Annotated in this window: 13 protein-coding genes; 3 read left to right on the top strand and 10 right to left on the bottom strand. The window is 63.8% G+C overall.

Going from position 1 to position 16,083, the window contains the following annotated elements:
- Positions 1-62: 62 nt before the first annotated feature.
- From gabT to ACIPW4_RS01710, 4 genes are all read right to left on the bottom strand, one after another.
- Complete coding sequence (gene gabT / locus ACIPW4_RS01725; RefSeq protein ID WP_400654273.1) at positions 63-1,340, bottom strand: 4-aminobutyrate--2-oxoglutarate transaminase; 1,278 nt, start codon at positions 1,338-1,340, stop codon at positions 63-65.
- Between the two features lie 182 nt (positions 1,341-1,522).
- The gene (gene gabD, locus ACIPW4_RS01720) at positions 1,523-2,965 is read right to left on the bottom strand and encodes an NADP-dependent succinate-semialdehyde dehydrogenase (RefSeq protein WP_027917646.1); all 1,443 of its coding nucleotides are present in this window, start codon (positions 2,963-2,965) and stop codon (positions 1,523-1,525) included.
- Positions 2,966-3,210: 245 nt separating this feature from the next.
- Entirely contained in the window at positions 3,211-4,887 is a 1,677-nt protein-coding gene (locus ACIPW4_RS01715; RefSeq protein ID WP_400654271.1) for an aryl-sulfate sulfotransferase, read from the bottom strand.
- Positions 4,888-4,905: 18 nt separating this feature from the next.
- The gene (locus ACIPW4_RS01710; protein ID WP_400654270.1) at positions 4,906-7,242 is read right to left on the bottom strand and encodes a TonB-dependent receptor; all 2,337 of its coding nucleotides are present in this window, start codon (positions 7,240-7,242) and stop codon (positions 4,906-4,908) included.
- A gap of 193 nt (positions 7,243-7,435) precedes the next feature.
- On the opposite strand from ACIPW4_RS01710, the gene ACIPW4_RS01705 reads away from it, so the two are divergent.
- Complete coding sequence (locus tag ACIPW4_RS01705; protein WP_400654268.1) at positions 7,436-8,350, top strand: LysR family transcriptional regulator; 915 nt, start codon at positions 7,436-7,438, stop codon at positions 8,348-8,350.
- A gap of 114 nt (positions 8,351-8,464) precedes the next feature.
- On the opposite strand, the gene ACIPW4_RS01700 is transcribed toward ACIPW4_RS01705, so the two are convergent.
- Together ACIPW4_RS01700 and ACIPW4_RS01695 are read right to left on the bottom strand one after the other, a co-directional pair.
- Positions 8,465-9,370 carry a TauD/TfdA dioxygenase family protein gene (locus tag ACIPW4_RS01700; RefSeq protein ID WP_400654266.1) on the bottom strand — a complete coding sequence of 302 codons (906 nt, stop codon included), beginning with the start codon at positions 9,368-9,370 and terminating at the stop codon, positions 8,465-8,467.
- Between the two features lie 32 nt (positions 9,371-9,402).
- Entirely contained in the window at positions 9,403-10,440 is a 1,038-nt protein-coding gene (locus ACIPW4_RS01695; RefSeq protein ID WP_400654264.1) for an ABC transporter substrate-binding protein, read from the bottom strand.
- Positions 10,441-10,737: 297 nt separating this feature from the next.
- On the opposite strand from ACIPW4_RS01695, the gene ACIPW4_RS01690 reads away from it, so the two are divergent.
- Together ACIPW4_RS01690 and ACIPW4_RS01685 are read left to right on the top strand one after the other, a co-directional pair.
- Positions 10,738-12,312: an ABC transporter permease gene (locus tag ACIPW4_RS01690; protein WP_400654262.1), complete on the top strand. Its 1,575-nt coding sequence runs from the start codon at positions 10,738-10,740 to the stop codon at positions 12,310-12,312.
- Positions 12,309-13,172 (top strand): ABC transporter ATP-binding protein, encoded by an 864-nt coding sequence (locus ACIPW4_RS01685; RefSeq protein WP_400654260.1) that lies wholly within the window; start codon positions 12,309-12,311, stop codon positions 13,170-13,172. The genes ACIPW4_RS01690 and ACIPW4_RS01685 overlap by 4 nt, the downstream gene beginning before the upstream one ends.
- Positions 13,173-13,208: 36 nt before the next feature.
- On the opposite strand, the gene ACIPW4_RS01680 is transcribed toward ACIPW4_RS01685, so the two are convergent.
- The 4 genes from ACIPW4_RS01680 to ACIPW4_RS01665 are packed head-to-tail and all read right to left on the bottom strand — an operon-like array spanning position 13,209 to position 16,079.
- The gene (locus tag ACIPW4_RS01680) at positions 13,209-13,484 is read right to left on the bottom strand and encodes a DUF971 domain-containing protein (protein ID WP_400654258.1); all 276 of its coding nucleotides are present in this window, start codon (positions 13,482-13,484) and stop codon (positions 13,209-13,211) included.
- On the bottom strand, positions 13,484-14,449 hold the full coding sequence (locus ACIPW4_RS01675; RefSeq protein WP_400654256.1) for a HEAT repeat domain-containing protein: 966 nt from the start codon (positions 14,447-14,449) through the stop codon (positions 13,484-13,486). The genes ACIPW4_RS01680 and ACIPW4_RS01675 overlap by 1 nt, the downstream gene beginning before the upstream one ends.
- Positions 14,446-15,297, bottom strand: coding sequence for an ABC transporter ATP-binding protein (locus ACIPW4_RS01670; RefSeq protein ID WP_400654254.1), 852 nt, complete (start codon positions 15,295-15,297; stop codon positions 14,446-14,448). Before ACIPW4_RS01670 ends, ACIPW4_RS01675 begins: the two co-directional genes overlap by 4 nt.
- The gene (locus tag ACIPW4_RS01665; protein ID WP_400654253.1) at positions 15,294-16,079 is read right to left on the bottom strand and encodes an ABC transporter permease; all 786 of its coding nucleotides are present in this window, start codon (positions 16,077-16,079) and stop codon (positions 15,294-15,296) included. The genes ACIPW4_RS01670 and ACIPW4_RS01665 overlap by 4 nt, the downstream gene beginning before the upstream one ends.
- Between the last annotated feature and the right edge of the window lie 4 nt (positions 16,080-16,083).

The raw sequence follows: 16,083 nt of genomic DNA, 5'->3' as shown, positions 1-16,083 counted from the left end.
ACGCGGCTTTTCTGGGCACAAAAAAAACCCGCCGAGGCGGGTTTTTTTAGAAGCATGTCACATCAGGCGAGTTCAGCGAAGCACTCTTCGATGATGGCCAGGCCTTTGTCCAGCAGCGCGTCTTCGGCGGTCAGCGGCACCAGGATACGCAGGACGTTGCCGTAGGTACCGCAGGACAGCAGGATCAGACCCTTGTCGCGCGCCTTGGCCACAACCTGGGCAACAGCGGCAGCGTTCGGGGTGTGAGTGCCTTTTTCGAAGACTTCCACAGCGATCATCGAGCCCAGACCACGGACGTCGCCGATGATCGGGTGCTTTTCCTGGATCTTGCGCAGGGCAGTGGTCAAGTGCTCACCGACAGCCTTGCTGCGGTCCAGCAGTTTCTCTTCCTCGAACACCTGGATAACGGCCAGGGCTGCGGCGCAGGCGATTGGCGAGCCGGCATAGGTGCCGCCCAGGCCGCCCGGAGCGATGGCGTCCATGATCTCGGCCTTGCCGCACACACCGGCCAGCGGGAAGCCGCCAGCGATGGACTTGGCGAAGGTGGTCAGGTCAGGCGCGACGCCCATCTGCTCCATGGCGAAGAAGGTGCCGGTACGGCCAGCGCCGGTCTGCACTTCGTCGGCGATCAGCAGGATGCCGTGCTTGTCGCACAGCTCGCGCAGGCGCTTCATCAGCTCTTTCGGCGCTGGCAGGAAGCCGCCTTCGCCCTGTACTGGCTCGAGGATGATCGCGGCGATGTCGCGCGGCTCGGCGTCGTTCTTGAAGATGCGCTCGACCGAAGCGATGGCGTCGTCAACGCTGACACCGTGCAGTTCGCTCGGGAACAGGGCACGGAACACACCGCCTGGCATCAGGCCCATGCCAGCGGAGTACGGCACGACCTTGCCGGTCAGGCCCAGGGTCATCATGGTACGGCCGTGGTAACCGCCGGTGAAGGCGATCACACCAGCGCGGCCAGTGGCGGCACGGGCGATCTTGACGGCGTTTTCAACGGCTTCGGAGCCGGTGGAAACCAGCAGGGTCTTCTTGTCGAAGTCGCCTGGGACCAGCTTGTTGATCTTTTCGCACAGCTCTACGTAGGGCTCGTAGGCCAGCACCTGGAAGCAGGTGTGGCTGACTTTGGTCAGCTGCTCTTGCACCGCTGCAACCACTTTCGGGTGCAGGTGGCCAGTGTTCAGTACTGCGATGCCGCCCGCGAAGTCGATCAGTTCGCGGCCTTCAACGTCGATCACTGTCGAGTTCTTCGCGGATTCAACGAAGATCGGGTGGATCTGGCCAACGCCACGTGGGACGGCGGCGACACGACGTTGCATCAAGGATTCGTTGGTCTTGCTCATAAAGCCCTCATTTGCGCCGAGTGGCGGCGCTTTTATTCGGGGGTGGCTGGGAGTGTTCGCGAACAGTATTCGTTGATCGACTGCCGTGAACGCCCTGGCCACCAGGTACTGCGATGTCAAAAAGGCCAGCGAGACGTCGCTCTCGCGCCCCGCTGGCAGAGGTAAAACCTTTTACCCGGCGATCAGACGCTGATGCACAGGTATTTGATTTCGAGGTAGTCCTCGATACCGTATTTGGAACCTTCACGGCCCAGGCCCGAAGCCTTGATGCCGCCGAATGGGGCAACTTCGTTGGAGATCAGGCCGGTGTTGATACCCACCATGCCGTATTCCAGGGCCTCGGCAACACGGAACACACGGCTCATGTCACGGGCGTAGAAGTACGAGGCCAAGCCGAATTCGGTGTCGTTGGACATGGCAATGACTTCAGCCTCGTCCTTGAAGCGGAACAGCGGCGCCAGTGGGCCGAAAGTCTCTTCCTTGGCGACAGCAGCAGTCTTCGGCACGTCGACCAGAATGGTCGGTTCGAAGAAGTTGCCTTCGATCAGCTTGCCACCGGACAGCACCTTGGCGCCTTTGCCCACGGCATCTTCGATGTGTTCCTGGACCTTGGCGACAGCCTTGCCGTCGATCAGCGGGCCAGTGGTGGTGCCTTCTTCCAGACCGTTACCGATCTTCAGCTTGGCGACAGCAGCGGCCAGCTTCTGGGCGAACGCGTCGTAAACGCCGTCCTGCACGTAGATACGGTTGGCGCAGACGCAAGTCTGACCGTTGTTGCGGTACTTGGAGATGATCGCGCCCTCGACTGCCTTGTCCAGGTCGGCGTCGTCGAACACGATGAACGGGGCGTTGCCGCCCAGCTCCAGGGAAACCTTCTTGATGTCCTTGGCGCATTCTTCCATCAGCTGGCGACCGATTTCGGTCGAGCCGGTGAAGGACAGCTTGCGTACCAGGGAGTTGCCGGTCAGCTCGCCGCCGACTTCGCCAGCGCTGCCGGTAACGACGCTCAGCACGCCAGCCGGGATGCCGGCGCGGGTGGCCAGTTCGACCAGGGCCAGGGCGGAGTACGGGGTCTGCGAGGCGGGCTTGAGCACCATGGTGCAGCCAGCGGCCAGGGCCGGGCCGGCTTTACGGGTGATCATCGCCGCCGGGAAGTTCCACGGGGTGATGGCCGCGGTAACGCCGATTGGCTGCTTGATGACGATCAGGCGCTTGTCAGGCTGGTGGCCCGGGATGGTGTCACCGTAGACGCGCTTGGCTTCTTCTGCGAACCACTCGATGAACGAGGCGGCGTAGGCGATTTCGCCCTTGGCTTCGGCCAGCGGTTTGCCTTGTTCGGTGGTCATCAGACGAGCCAGGTCGTCCTGGTTCTCGATCATCAGTTCGAACCAGCGACGCAGCTTGTTCGAACGCTCCTTGGCAGTCAGTGCGCGCCAGGCCGGCAAGGCCTTGTCGGCAGCTTCGATGGCGCGGCGGGTTTCCGCAGTGCCCATCTTCGGCACGGTACCGATGACTTCACCAGTGGCCGGGTTGGTCACGTTGATGGTCTGGCCGCTGTCCGCATCCAGCCACTCACCGTTGATGAAGGCTTGCTGGCGGAACAACTGAGCGTCTTTGAGCTGCATGTCGGCTTCCCGAATTGTTGATTGTTTGAAAAGCGCCCAAGGCAGGGCATCGAGCGTTTGAAATCTCAAACGAATGCTAAGCGGCTGCTGGGGTGTTGGACAATAGGCTGTTCGAAAAAAAGAACGAACGGTTGAACACCCCGGCGGAAAACGCCTATTTCTGCATCAAGGCAACTGGCCTCTTCGCGGGCGTGCCCGCGAAGAGGCCAGTACAGGTTAGACGAACGAGCTGAAGATAATGTGAATCAGAATGCCTTGTCCAAATCGATCACCAGCGCCCGGTAACCAACGGAACCTGGCTGGCGGCTGTGCACCTTGAGCTCCACCAGTACCTCCTGGGTGCCACGGCGCACTTCATTGAGCACCGTGGTGGTCAGCTTCTCCGGCGTGAAGAAATTCACCGAAGCCGAATAGATGAACTGGGTATCTGTCTCAGGCCGATACGCCACCACCGAGGTCACCGGGCTGTACCACTCGTCACCGCGCTCCTTGCCGTACTCCCACACCTGCTCGACCGTGCCCTTGGCTTCATCGATCTTGTACTCCACCGCCCGGCTGTAGTTTCCGCTGAGCTTGGTCGGTTCAAAGCCGCGCCCCCAGCCGTTATCGAACACGGTCAGCGTGCCTTTGCCGGTGAGCCAGGCGGTGTGCTGGGTCCACGACCAGTCGAACCCCTCGCTCTCGACCGGGGCCAACACTTTCTCACGCAGATGCGCAGGCCAGCCTTGGGGCGAGGCGAGAATCCACTTCACCTGCTTGTCACGACCGATCTTGACCACACCCTGGTGCCGCGCTGAAACGATAATGCTGTCGTCATCGGCATCGTAGTCGATGGCATTGACATGTGCCCAGTTACGCCCGGTACCCACTCCAGGGGTATCACCGAACGGCAAGTTGCCTTCGGCCAGCTCATTGGCCAGGCGATCATCCTGCTTATGCACCCCCTCGGGCAGCTGGATCGCCGCCTTGCCCAGGGTTTCCAGCAAGTCACCGCGATAAGGATCGAGTATCTGGTTCAGGTCCCAGAAGTCCAGCACGTCGCCTGCTTCGTCGACCTCGATGATGTGGTCACGAATCGAGCGTACCCGCTTGCCGTCCGGGCGACGGTAATCACTGGTGCCGACACGTAGCAGGTAGGTGCCGTTGCTCGTTTCGCGAATCTCATGGGAGAAGTCTGCAAATTTGTCCGGCAGGTTGCGTTGCCAGATGCGCCGGCCCAGCAGGTCGAACTTGGAATAGGTCTGGCCCTGCCCCCAGATCAGCTTGCCGTCGCGTGTCTGCTGGAAGCCCATGGTCCCGCCCAGGCCGTCGCGGCGGTTGGAATCATGAATCTGCTCGATGTCCAGGTACCAGCGCACGTCGCCATTGCTGTCGGCGATCCAGTTGCTGCCGACCTGGTCCCACTCGGCGGCGCCACCCAGGCCGTTCCACTTGAAGGCGCGGCCACCGGGAATGTCACCTTGCAGGTGATTGAAGAGGTACAGGCGCTGTTCGAAGCCTGGCGCCACCTTGACCGGTTCCACCTCCGGCAATGCGGCGGTCTGTTTCGCCACCACCGGCAGGCGCACGGCGGGGGCGTATATCTGGTACTGCTCGCGGATGCGCTCGCCGTCGAGCTTATAGGTCACTTCCACCTGGTTGACGTGATCCGGGTACAGGCCGAATACCGGGATGCCGCCATAGGTCCACAGCGAGCGCTCGGATACCTCGTAGGCGATGTCCACGCCGCGCTCGCCCTTGCCGCGCACCCGCACATGGGCGGCGCTCAGGCTGCGCCCCCCGTCGCGGATGATCGCGGTCAGCGGTGCCAGGCGGTACGGGTTGACCAGCACATCGCCGAGCAGTGCCTCGCCACGCTCGGGGACCTTGGCAGTAAGGCAGGCGCCTTCAGGCAGTGCAGGGGTTTCAGTCTTGGCATTCATGGCAAAGCTCCTTTTTACTCAGAAGTCGTAACGGGCGGTGGCGCCGAAGGTGCGCGGGGTACCGAGCACGCCGGCATAACCACCGTTGGCGGAGTTCCACAGGCTGGTGAAATAGGTCTTGTCGCCGGCGTTCTTCACCCAGAGCGACAGGTCGACCACGCCGTCGCCCTGGTCCAGGCGCACACCGGCGGAGAGGTTGACCAGCGCATAGCTGGGGATCTGGCCGAAGTCGGAATCATCGATGGTGCCCACCGCCCTTGAGCGGAACGCGTAGCTGGCGGTGACGTAGGGCTCGACGTGCTGGCTGGCCTGCCACTTGTATTCGCCGTTGAGGTTGGCGATGTACTTGGAGGCGCCGACCACCTGGTGGCCGGACAGGTCGCAGGTGGCGGTGGCATTGGTCAGGCTCACCTCCGGCGGGCACGGTGCGTCGTCGTACTTCAGGTAGCGCACGTCGTTCCACGAACCGTTGAAGTTCACCGTCAGGCCCTTGATCGGCAGCGCCGTGGCTTCGAACTCCAGGCCGCGCGAGCGCACGCTGCCGGCGTTGGCCAGGTACTGCACGCGGTTGATCGGGTCGTAGACGTTGGCCTGGTAGCCATGCACCTCTGTCCAGAACAGGTTGGTGTTGAGCTGCAGGCGGTTGTCGAACAGTGTGCTCTTGAGCCCCAACTCGGCGTTGTTGGCTCGCTCGGTGCCGACCAGCAGTGAGTCGGTGCCCAGGCGTGGTGCGGCGCCGACGGTGAGGTTCACGCCACCGGACTTCTCGCCGTGGGTCAGGGTGGCGTAGCCGAGCAGCTGGTCGTTGAAGCGGTAGCTCAGGCCCAGCAACCCGGAAGGGCTGAAACTGTACTGGTTGAGATCGCCCGAATCGTACGCGCCTACCCTGCCCTGGCGCGCTGCGGCAGCGGCACCGGTGACCGCAGCACCGCCGGTTGGCGCATCGCGGGTCACCCAGGCGCTCTTTTCCTCATAGGTGCCGCGGACGCCGGCGGTGAAGTCCAGGCGGTCGGTGACGTGCCAGGTACCTTGGGCGAACAGCGCGTAGCTGTCGGTATCGATATGGCCGTTGCCGAGGGTGTCGACGTTGGCCAGTGCGCCGGCCGGGGTGATATTCCAGATGTCGGCCTGGGGGCCGTAATACGTGAAAGACTTGTTGTCCAGGTCCTGCTTGAAGTAGTACGCGCCGAGCACATAGTCGAACAGACCACCGGTTGGCGAAGCCAGGCGGATCTCCTGGGAATACTGCTTGTCGCGCACCGACACCCCGGCGCTGTAGAACACCGGCACATCAAGGCCGTCGTCGTTGCGCGGGGTGAAGTCCCACCAGCGATAGGCGCTGATCGAGGTCAGGGTGAAGTCGTTGGGCAGGGTCCAGTTGGCCTCCACCGAAGTACCGCCCTGGAACACCGTCACCTGCTGGTCGGCGTCGAAGTTGACCTTGCGGTCCTTGCCCGACACCAGCGTCGCGCCCGCCTGGGCGGCCAGGCTCTCGTAGCGGTTGACACCGTTGATGGTCGGCCCGGTGCTGTACAGGCTGAGGATGCCGTTGTTGGAGTCTTCTTCGTTGTACTCGCCGATCCAGCGCAGGTTGAAGGTTTCGCTCGGCTGGAACAGCAACTGGGTGCGAAAGCCCTGGCGCTTGCCGCCGTTGAGCTCGTCGCCGTTGTGGACGTTCTTCACGTAGCCGTCGTCTTCTGTGTGATACGCACTGATACGCCCGGCCAGCGTCTCGGTGATCGGCCCGGAGTAGCTGCCCTGGGTTTGCAGGTAGCCGTCCTCGCCAATCGATTGCTGGATGCTCCCTTCGGGGTGGAAAGTCGGTTTGCGCGTAGTGATGTTCAGCACGCCCGCCGTGGTGTTCTTGCCAAACAGCGTGCCCTGAGGGCCGCGCAGCACTTCCAGCTGTTCGACGTCGAGCAGGTCGAACACCGCCATGCCTGGGCGGCCAAGGTAGACGTTGTCCAGATAGATACCGACGCTGCCTTCCAGGCCATCGCTGGCCGGGTTGTTGCCCAGGCCCCGAATCGAGATGCTCGACTGCCGCGCATGCACATAGGCGACGTTGGTGCTGGGCACCAGCTGTTGCAGATCCTGCACACGGTAGATGCGCTGGGTTTCCAGGGTTTCGCTGCTGAGCACGCTGATCGGCGTGGGCACGCTCTGTGCGGTTTCTTCGCGGCGGCGGGCATTGACCGTGACGGTGCCGAGCTTGGCTTCCTGCCCTGCAGCCGGGGTAACGCTGACGGGTTCTTCGGCGAAGCTGCCGTTGGATGCCGCCAGCAATACGCCGGCGGCCAGGGGTTGCAAGGTGAAACGCGACGCGCGCGCAGGCCAACGGGAAAGTCCGGACATGCAAATGCTCCTTGAGGCATGGGCCCTGGGCGAGCATTTCCGTTGGCGGAACCGAATCGCGGTCAGTCGGGCTTATATTCTTTTAAGAGATATAAATATGTGTAATTCATATTTTGTGGAATAAGTGACTCCCTTTATAAGGGGACTCACCCTTGTCAGCAATTGCATTTGACCGAAGGTTTTAATGTAGAAAATGCATATCGATCTGCGTCAGCTGCGCCACTACATTGCCCTTGTCGAGCACCGCAGTTTTGTCGCCGCAGCCGCGGCGGTGAACCTGTCGCAATCGGCCTTCAGCCGCAGCATCCAGACCTTGGAGCACAACATCGGTTGCCGCCTGGTCGACCGTGCCAGCAAGGAGCTCTCACCCACCCGCCAGGGCCTGCTGGTACTGGAGCACTCGCGGCGCCTGGTGCATGGTGCGCATAACCTGGTGAACGAGATCCACCAGTTCAATGGCGCCACCACTGGCGTGGTGCGTTTCGGCTCTGGCCCGGCACCCGCTGGCGGCTTGGTACCAAAGGCCGTGGCGCGCTTCGTCGCCGAATACCCGGCGGCGCGCACCTGCTTCCAGGTGGATAACTGGCAGGCCTTGAACCGCAAGCTGATCGCCGAGGAGATCGAGTTCTTCGTTGCCGACACACGCCAGTTCGAGTCCGACCCGGATTACCGGGTGCACAAGCTGGCGCCGCAGCGTTGGCACTTCTGCTGCCGAGCGGGGCACCCGCTGACCGAACAGGTTGAAGTGCGGGCGCGGGACGTGTTCGATTACCCGCTGGCGACCACGTTCCGGCCGCCGAACATCCGCAAGATCCTCAGTGACCTCAGCGGGCGCCAGGACTTTCTGCCGGCGGTAGAGTGCGAGCATGGCTATGCGCTGCTGAATGTGGTGATGCACTCGGACACCATCGGCATTGCCTGCAATGCGAACTTGCGGCCCTACCAGATGGAAGGTGGTTTGGTGGCGTTGAAGTTGGTAGATCTGATGCCGGAGCAGGAAGAGGCGTTCTACACCCGCTATGGGGTGGTGAGCCGGGTGGGGTATGGCTTGTCGCCTTTGGCTCAGGGGTTGGTCAGGCAACTGATTGCCTGTGATACCGAGGTGTAGCTGGCGGGGGCTCCGCCCCCGTTTCGCGACACAAGGCCGCTCCTACAAAGGCACGCGATCTCCTGTAGGAGCGGCCTTGTGTCGCGAAAGGGCCGCAAAGCGGCCCCAGCAATTTCAGCCCTTACGCGTAGTCCGGCTCAACTGGCCATCCACCCCCACCGGCACTTCGCCGGCCAGGGTCACCCTCCGCACCACCCGCGGCTGGGTCCCGTAATCATCCACCGCATAATGCTGCGTGGCGCGGTTATCCCAGATCGCCACATCCCCCGCCTCCCAGCGCCAGCGCACGGTGTTTTCCAGTCGCGTCACATGCCCCTGCAGTACCGCAAACAGGTGCTGCGAGTCGGCCAGCGAATAACCCTTGATCCGTTTCACGAAGTGCCCCAGCTGCAATGCCCGTTCACCACTGATCGGGTGTACACGCACCACCGGATGCTCGGTCTCGTACACGGTCGAGGTGAACACCTTGCGGTAGCGCTCAAGCTTCAAAGGGTCGACATCGGGCTTGATGCTGGCGTAGTCATATTCGTTGCTGTGCACTGCCCACAGCTTGTCGGCCAGTTCGCGCAGTGGCTCGGGCAATTCCTGGTAGGCCGCCGCAGTATTGGCCCAGACGGTGTCGCCGCCGGAAGCCGGCGCCACCACGCTGCGCAGGATAGAAGCCTTGGGGTAGGCATCGACGAAGGTCACGTCGGTGTGCCAGGAGTTGGCCCGCTGCCCTTCGGCGCCGTCCAGTTGCAGCAGGTAGCTGGTGCCATCCACTACCGGCACGGTGGGATGGGCGACCGGTTCGCCGAGCAGCTTGGCGAAGCCCTCCTGGCTCTGGTCATCCAAGTGGCTCTGGCCACGAAAGAAGATCACCTTGTGTTTCACCAGGGCGGCCTGGATGGCACCGATGGTGGCGGCATCCAGGTCGGCGGACAACCTCACCCCACGGATTTCGGCGCCGATGCGGCCGGCAACCGGGTGGATGTCGAGTTCGAGGGCGTGTGGCGCGGTGGCCAATGCAACATTACTCATGGTCGTGGTCCTTGCGGTCATGGATTAGGGGTTCAGCGGGCGGCCTGCGCGGCCTGTTGATGTTGCAGTGCGGCATCGAGAAAACGGGGTTCGACCCATTCGGAAACCTGGAAGCCGCGGCGAATCAGGCGCTCGCGGGCGGCCAGGTCGACACCCTGCTGCAACTGGGCAACAAAATCGGCGTCCAGGCGAGGGTCGAAGTAATGGGCGAGGTCTTCCTTGGCCAGGTCATCGCTGAGGATGCTGCGAGGCCAGTTGGCATTGCTCGCCACCAGGTCGACGTAGGCATCGCGGTTGTGCTCATCGCGCAGCCAGCTGGCGGCCTGCTCCTGGGCATTGACCAAGCGCTGCACCAGCTCGGGGTATTTGCTGATGAAATCGCCGGTGCCGAGCAACACCGCCTGAGTGCTGCCGGCGCCTGCCAGGTCGCGGGAGTTGACGGGCAGCTCGACCAGCCCACGCTCACGCAGGGACAGCAGGTTGGAGAGCCCCCAGGTGGCGTCGATCTGCCTGGCGGCCAGTGCTGCATTGGCGGCGTTGAAATCCAGGTTGATCACTTTCAGGTCACGCTCGGACAGCCCCTGGCTGGCCAGCGCGCTGGCGAACGACAGTTGGTTGGCAGTGCCACGGAATACCGCCACACGCTTGCCCTTGAGGTCGTGCAGGGTCTTGATGCCCGAACCCGGCACCACGCCCAGGTAGCTCTTCACCCCACGTACGCCGGCTGTTAGCACGCGGGTGTCGAGACCATTGGCCTTGCCGACGATCGCCGCCAGGTCGCCCAGGTAAGCGAAATCAGCCTGGCCGTTGGCCAAGGCTTCGTTGACCACGGGCCCGGCGCCCTTGAAGAAGTGCCAGTCGATGCGGATGCCGTCTTTGGCGAATTCCTTTTCCAGCAATTGCTGGTCGCGCAGAACGTCGACCACGCCGCCGGCGCTGTGCTTGCTGCCTGCGCTCAGGTCGGGCACGGCGATGCGGATGCTTTCCGGCTTGGCCGGCTCGGCCGCATGGGCACTGAGGGTGAAGGCCAGACCGAGGGCGATGATCAGGTGGCGCAGTGGGGTTTTCATGGCAAGGCTCCTTGGCAGGCTGCCACCGGCGATGGCCGGCGCTTTGGCCAGAAGCTAGGCAGGTCTGATTAGAACCTACAAAGATCAAAACTTCATTTTTTAGTAACCGAAAAGCATAAATGAGCATTCATGCGGCGCGCAGGGCGGCTTGCGGAAAACGCATGGAAAATATGAGAAGAACGCAATGGCTGAGTGGTTCCGCATGCATGGTTTGCATGCTCTTATCTCTTGAAAGCCACTTGTGTGAATTTTTAATTCCATAAGTGAATAACATTGGAACGCTTCGAGAGATGGCCGATGAATGGAGTTCTTAGCAGGAGATCTTGGTGGCAGCTGGGGCCGCTGCGCGGCCCTTTCGCGACACAAGGCCGCTCCTACCTGCTGCCGGCGTTGATTGCGCTGCTGTGGGTCGTGGCGAGCGGGCAGCACTGGATGAGCGAACAGATCTTGCCGGCGCCTTCGCTGGTGTGGCAGAGCGCGCTGGAGTTTGGCTCCGGTGAACTCTGGGGGCACTTGTGGATAAGCCTGCAGCGGCTGTTCTGGGGGCTGTTGGCGGGTGTCGGCAGCGGCTTGCTGCTCGGCACCTGGCTGGGCACCTCACGCCATGCACAGACCTTGGTGCTGCCAACCTTCGTAGCCCTGGCGCAGATCCCCACGCTGGCCTGGATCCCGCTGTTCATGCTGTTCTTCGGCATCGGCGAACTGCTCAAGCTGGTGGTGCTGGTGAAGGCCGTGGTGGTGCCAGTCACCCTGCACACGCTGGTCGGCGTGCGCGATGCGCAGCCCAAGCTACGCGAAGCCGCCGCCGCCCTGCGCCTGCCACGCCACTTGTTGTTCCTGCGCCTGCTGCTGCCGGCCGCCCTGCCCGCCTTCCTCACTGGCGTGCGCCTGGCCCTGGCGACGGGCTGGACTTCGTTGCTGGCCGTCGAGTTACTGGCCTCCAGCGAAGGTATCGGCTACCTGATGGTCTGGGGCCGGCAGCTGTTCATGCTCGACCTGGTGCTGCTGTGCATCCTGGTCATCGGCCTGGTCGGTGCGCTGCTGGAACGTGGCTTCTCGGCCTTGGAAAAGCGCATGCTCTACTGGCCGCAAACGGCCACTGGTGAACAACAGCGCGGGCCTATTCCCAAAGGCTGGCAAAGCCTGCTGCTGCCGGCGGCATTGCTTGCACTGTGGCAGGCGAGCAACAGCTTGGGCTGGATCGACTCGAACATCCTCGCTTCCCCGCTGGACGTTTTGCACACCCTGTTCAGTGGCCTGGCCGATGGCTCGCTGCCAGAAGCCATGCTGCTGAGCCTGCAACGCACCCTGACCGGGCTACTCCTGGGTGGCGGCGCTGGCTTGCTGAGCGGGCTGTTGCTGGGGCTTTCGCATAACGCCGAACGCCTTTTCGGGCCAAGCCTCTCGGCGCTGCGGCAAGTGGCGCTGTTTGCCTGGGTACCCTTGCTCACGGCCTGGTTCGGCCTCGGCGAAGGGGCCAAGAACGTATTCGTCGGCCTGGCGGCATTCTTCCCGCTGCTGATTGCCACCCAGCGCGGCATCGCCAGCCTCCCGCCGCAACTGGGTGAAGCGGCGCGCACACTGCGGCTGAACCTGTGGCAACGCCTGCGCCTGCTGATACTGCCCGGTGCCGCACCAGCGATATTCGCCGGCCTGCGCCTGTCGCTGATCTACGCCTGGCTGGGCACCATCGGCGCCGAATACTTCATGCCCTCGGACGGTGGCATCGCCAGCCTGATGATCGGCGCGCAACAACTGTTCCGCATGGACCAGGTCATGGCCGCGATGGTCCTGATCGGCCTGGTCGGCGCCCTGCTCGGCACCCTCGGTCAACGCCTCGAATTGCGCGCTACGCGCTGGAGAACCGCATGAACGCCTTCAATGCTTCACACCTGCTCGCGGCCAACCAGGCCGATACCACACCGCCATTGGTCAGCTTCGAAGGCGTCGGCAAAGTGTTCAGTGTCGATGGCCAGCCCTTCGAGGCAATCCGCAATTTCAACCTGGCCATCAACGAAGGCGAGTTCATTGCCATTGTCGGCGCCTCGGGTTGCGGCAAGTCGACCCTGCTGCGCCTGCTGGTCGGGCTGGACACCGACTACAGCGGTAGCATCCGCGTCGATGGCCAGGCGGTCAGTGGCATCGGCGGCGAACGCGGCATCGTGTTTCAGGAGCATCGCCTGTTCCCCTGGCTGACGGTGGAGCAGAACATCGCCCTGGGCCTGGTCAACGAACATCTGAACCAAGGCGAGCGCGCACGCCGTGTGCACGAGTTCGTGCAGCTGGTGGGCCTGGTCGGTTTCGAGTCGGCCTACCCGCACCAGCTGTCCGGCGGCATGGCCCAGCGCGTTGCGATTGCCCGTGGCCTGGTGGCCAGCCCGCGCATCCTGTTGCTCGACGAGCCGTTCGGCGCACTCGATGCGCTGACCCGCCAGCAGTTGCAGGACGAACTGTTGGCGATTCGTGAACGCGCCGGCATCACCACCTTGCTGGTGACCCACGACGCCGAGGAAGCCACCTACCTCGCCGACCGGGTAGTGGTGCTGGAGCCACGCCCTGGGCGAATCAAGTCGGTGGTGGAAATCGCCCTGCCGCACCCGCGCCTGCGCACTGGCGTGGCGTTGCATGCACTGCGCGAACAGGTCCTGCACCAGATTACCGGTGACGGCGGCTACCTGCCGCCACCGAGCCGCCGAGTAGAAGGCCTCAGGCCCGAGTTGATCGCACTGTAGAGATTGGCCTGGCCCCCTGTGGGGCGGGTTCAACAGTCAACCGAGGTCGCGCAGGTAGTGCCAGGGATAAATGCCCCGCTCATGCCCATCGCTGAACACCAACTGCACGCCATAGCCTTGCGCTACAACCCGCTCGACGCGCACGTCAGCCGTTACCACCGAGACCCTCCCCTGCAACCGCGCCGCCCGGCATTGCGAGCAGGGGCACGCGCCGCGCAGGCGGGCATGGCTGATGACGGCCTCGCCTTCGGCCCACTGCAACGTCAGCAACCCAGGATCGCGCTGATTGCGGATCGAGCTCGGACCATTCATCAGGCCGCTCCGCGCAATTGCGCCAAGGCAATGCGCACCGCCTTGCGCACTTCCGGATCGCTGTCGGCTTCGGCAGCCTGAAGCGCTGGCAAAGCGCGGGCCAGGCCCAACTCCCCCAGCGCCAGCGCAGCTTCCTTGCGCAGGTTGGCGATACCGTGGCCCAGCAGTTCAGCCAAGGCATCCAGCGCCTCGGCATGGCGCAGACGCCCCAGTGAGCGGGCAGCGCGCAAGCGCACTTGCCAGAAGCCATCGCCCAGCGCCGCCACCAGAGCGGGGCCGGCCTGGGCATGGCCAACCTTGCCCAGCGTCGTCGCGGCTTCTTCGCGTACCTGCCAGACAGGATCGCGCAAAGCGCCAACCAGCGCCGGCAATACCGCGAGGTCTCGCGCAAGGCCCAAAGCGCCAATCGCGGCGCGACGTACCTCGGTGTCAGGCTCATGCTCGGCCAGTTGCGCCAGAGCCGGCAGCGCAGGCTGGTGTTTGAGCCAACCCAGAATACCCACGGCCTCGCGCCGCACCGCTGCATCCTGGTCCTGCAGCGCCCGCAGCGCAGGGCCGGCGGCATCCTCCAGGCGCAGCTCGCGCAGGGCGCGCAAGGCACTGGCGCGGACGAAGGCATCCGCGTGGGCCGCCCACGGCAGAATCAGCTGACCTGCCTCCTGGCTCTTCAACTCACTGAGGCTTTGCGCAGCGGCCAGGCGTACCGCTTCGGCAGCATCCGCTAGTGCGGCGCACAAGGCCTGTACCACTTCCGGTTCCTCCCAGGCTTCCAGCAGGCGCGCGGCCTCGGCGCGCACGTCGTCGGCACCATCGACCAACAAGGCATCGGTCAGCCAGGGCAAGGCGTCAGGGTCTTCCAGGTCGGCCAGTTCGATCAGGGCAATGCGCCGCACGCCGGCGTCTTCAGCTTCAAGGCGTGGTAGCAGTTCGAGAATATCGGGGTTGTCGATGCTTCGTTCGGTCATAGCGCGATCCTGAGCGGCGGATGGTCGGTGGCTGGCAGGCCGAGCGGCGTCAGGCGCGGCAGTTCGCGCCCCTCTTCATGGCGCAGCAAGGCCAGGCAATGGCGTTTGAGGTGGGTGAATTCAGGGCTGGTCAGCAGGCTGGCGCGGCGCGGGCGCGCAAAGTCCAGGCGCAGGTCCTCGATAAAGCGACCAGGGCGCGGGCTCATCACCAGAATGCGGTCGGCCAGGAACAGCGCTTCGTCGATGTCGTGGGTGACGAACACCACGGTAGTGCGGATGCGCGCCCAGATATCCAGCAACAGCTCCTGCATACGCGAGCGGGTTTGCGCATCCAGGGCGCCGAACGGTTCGTCCATCAGCAACAGCCGCGGGCGGTTGATCAGCACCCGGGCGATCTCGGCCCGTTGCTGCATGCCGCCGGACAACTGGCTGGGCCAGCGCTCGGCGAAGTCGGCCAGGCCCACCAGCTGCAACATGTCGCGTGCCTGCTGGCGGCGTTCGGCCTTGCCCATGCCTTGCATCTTCAGGCCGAAGGCGACGTTGTCGAGCACACTGCGCCACGGCAGCAAGGTGTGGTGCTGAAACACCATACCGCGCTGCGGCGACGGCCCGGCAATCGCTTGGCCATCCACGCTCAGCTGGCCACTGCTGGGCACCAGGTGCCCGGCCAGGGCGCCGAGCAAGGTCGACTTGCCACAGCCGGACGGCCCGAGGATGCAGACGAACTCCCCCGCATCCACAGCAAAATCCAGGCACTGCACTGCCTCGAAGGCTTCACGGCCCTGCCCCAGCCGGATCGACAGGCCGCGCCCGTCGATCCGCCCGGGCGCCTGTTGATAACTGTTCATCCGCCGGCCCTCCGCGTGCGGTACCAGGGCGTAGCCAGTGCACCGAGGCGCTTGACCAGCGCGCTGCTGCCCATGCCCAACATGCCAATCAACAGCATGCCGACGATGATGTCCGGATAGTTCTGCAAGGTGTACGACTCCCAGGTGTAGTAACCGATGCCGAACTGCCCGGCGATCATTTCGGCAGTGACCAGGCAGAACCACGAGGTGCCCATGCCGATGGCAAGGCCGGTGACGATGCTGGGCAGCGCACCGGGCAGCACCACTTCGCGAAGGACCGCCCAGCGCCCGGCACCGAGGCTGCGCGCCGAGGCCACCAGGCGCGGGTCGACGGCCTCCGCGCCATGCACGGTGTTGAGCAGGATCGGGAACAGCGCACCGGTGAAAGTGATGAACACCATCGACAGCTCCGACGACGGGAACATCAGGATTGCCAGTGGGATCCACGCCACCGCCGGTATCGGCCGCAGCACTTCGAGCGGCGGCAGCAAGGTATCTTCGGCCCATTTCGAGCGGCCAATCAGCAGCCCCAGGCTTACCCCCAGCAGCGCAGCGCTGGCATAACCGGCAAACACCCGCGACAGGCTGCTGCCCAGGTGCGCCAGCAGGGAGCTGGAAATCAGCAACTGCCAGGCCGCATCCAGCACGGCCTGCGGCGTGGGAACATAGGTGAAGGTCAGCAGGCCAAGGTCCAGCTTGATGCTGGCCGCCACCTGCCAGAACAGCAGGCAGGCCAGCAACGAAACCAGGCGCACTGGCCAGCGGTTGAGGTCGCGGGTCATCTCG

The sequence above is a fragment of the Pseudomonas sp. NPDC089996 genome (assembly GCF_044748405.1).
In the GTDB taxonomy this organism is placed as follows: domain Bacteria; phylum Pseudomonadota; class Gammaproteobacteria; order Pseudomonadales; family Pseudomonadaceae; genus Aquipseudomonas.
The sequence above is the reverse complement of the archived record's forward strand: the minus strand, read 5'-3'. Positions and strand labels throughout refer to the sequence as shown.

Bases quoted from the DNA above. Each gene is read 5' to 3' on its own strand.
- gabT (WP_400654273.1), bottom strand. From the start codon at position 1,340: ATGAGCAAGACCAACGAATCCTTGATGCAACGTCGTGTCGCCGCCGTC.
- gabD (WP_027917646.1), bottom strand. From the start codon at position 2,965: ATGCAGCTCAAAGACGCTCAGTTGTTCCGCCAGCAAGCCTTCATCAAC.
- ACIPW4_RS01715 (WP_400654271.1), bottom strand. From the start codon at position 4,887: ATGAATGCCAAGACTGAAACCCCTGCACTGCCTGAAGGCGCCTGCCTT.
- ACIPW4_RS01710 (WP_400654270.1), bottom strand. From the start codon at position 7,242: ATGTCCGGACTTTCCCGTTGGCCTGCGCGCGCGTCGCGTTTCACCTTG.
- ACIPW4_RS01705 (WP_400654268.1), top strand. From the start codon at position 7,436: ATGCATATCGATCTGCGTCAGCTGCGCCACTACATTGCCCTTGTCGAG.
- ACIPW4_RS01700 (WP_400654266.1), bottom strand. From the start codon at position 9,370: ATGAGTAATGTTGCATTGGCCACCGCGCCACACGCCCTCGAACTCGAC.
- ACIPW4_RS01695 (WP_400654264.1), bottom strand. From the start codon at position 10,440: ATGAAAACCCCACTGCGCCACCTGATCATCGCCCTCGGTCTGGCCTTC.
- ACIPW4_RS01690 (WP_400654262.1), top strand. From the start codon at position 10,738: ATGAATGGAGTTCTTAGCAGGAGATCTTGGTGGCAGCTGGGGCCGCTG.
- ACIPW4_RS01685 (WP_400654260.1), top strand. From the start codon at position 12,309: ATGAACGCCTTCAATGCTTCACACCTGCTCGCGGCCAACCAGGCCGAT.
- ACIPW4_RS01680 (WP_400654258.1), bottom strand. From the start codon at position 13,484: ATGAATGGTCCGAGCTCGATCCGCAATCAGCGCGATCCTGGGTTGCTG.
- ACIPW4_RS01675 (WP_400654256.1), bottom strand. From the start codon at position 14,449: ATGACCGAACGAAGCATCGACAACCCCGATATTCTCGAACTGCTACCA.
- ACIPW4_RS01670 (WP_400654254.1), bottom strand. From the start codon at position 15,297: ATGAACAGTTATCAACAGGCGCCCGGGCGGATCGACGGGCGCGGCCTG.
- ACIPW4_RS01665 (WP_400654253.1), bottom strand. From the start codon at position 16,079: ATGACCCGCGACCTCAACCGCTGGCCAGTGCGCCTGGTTTCGTTGCTG.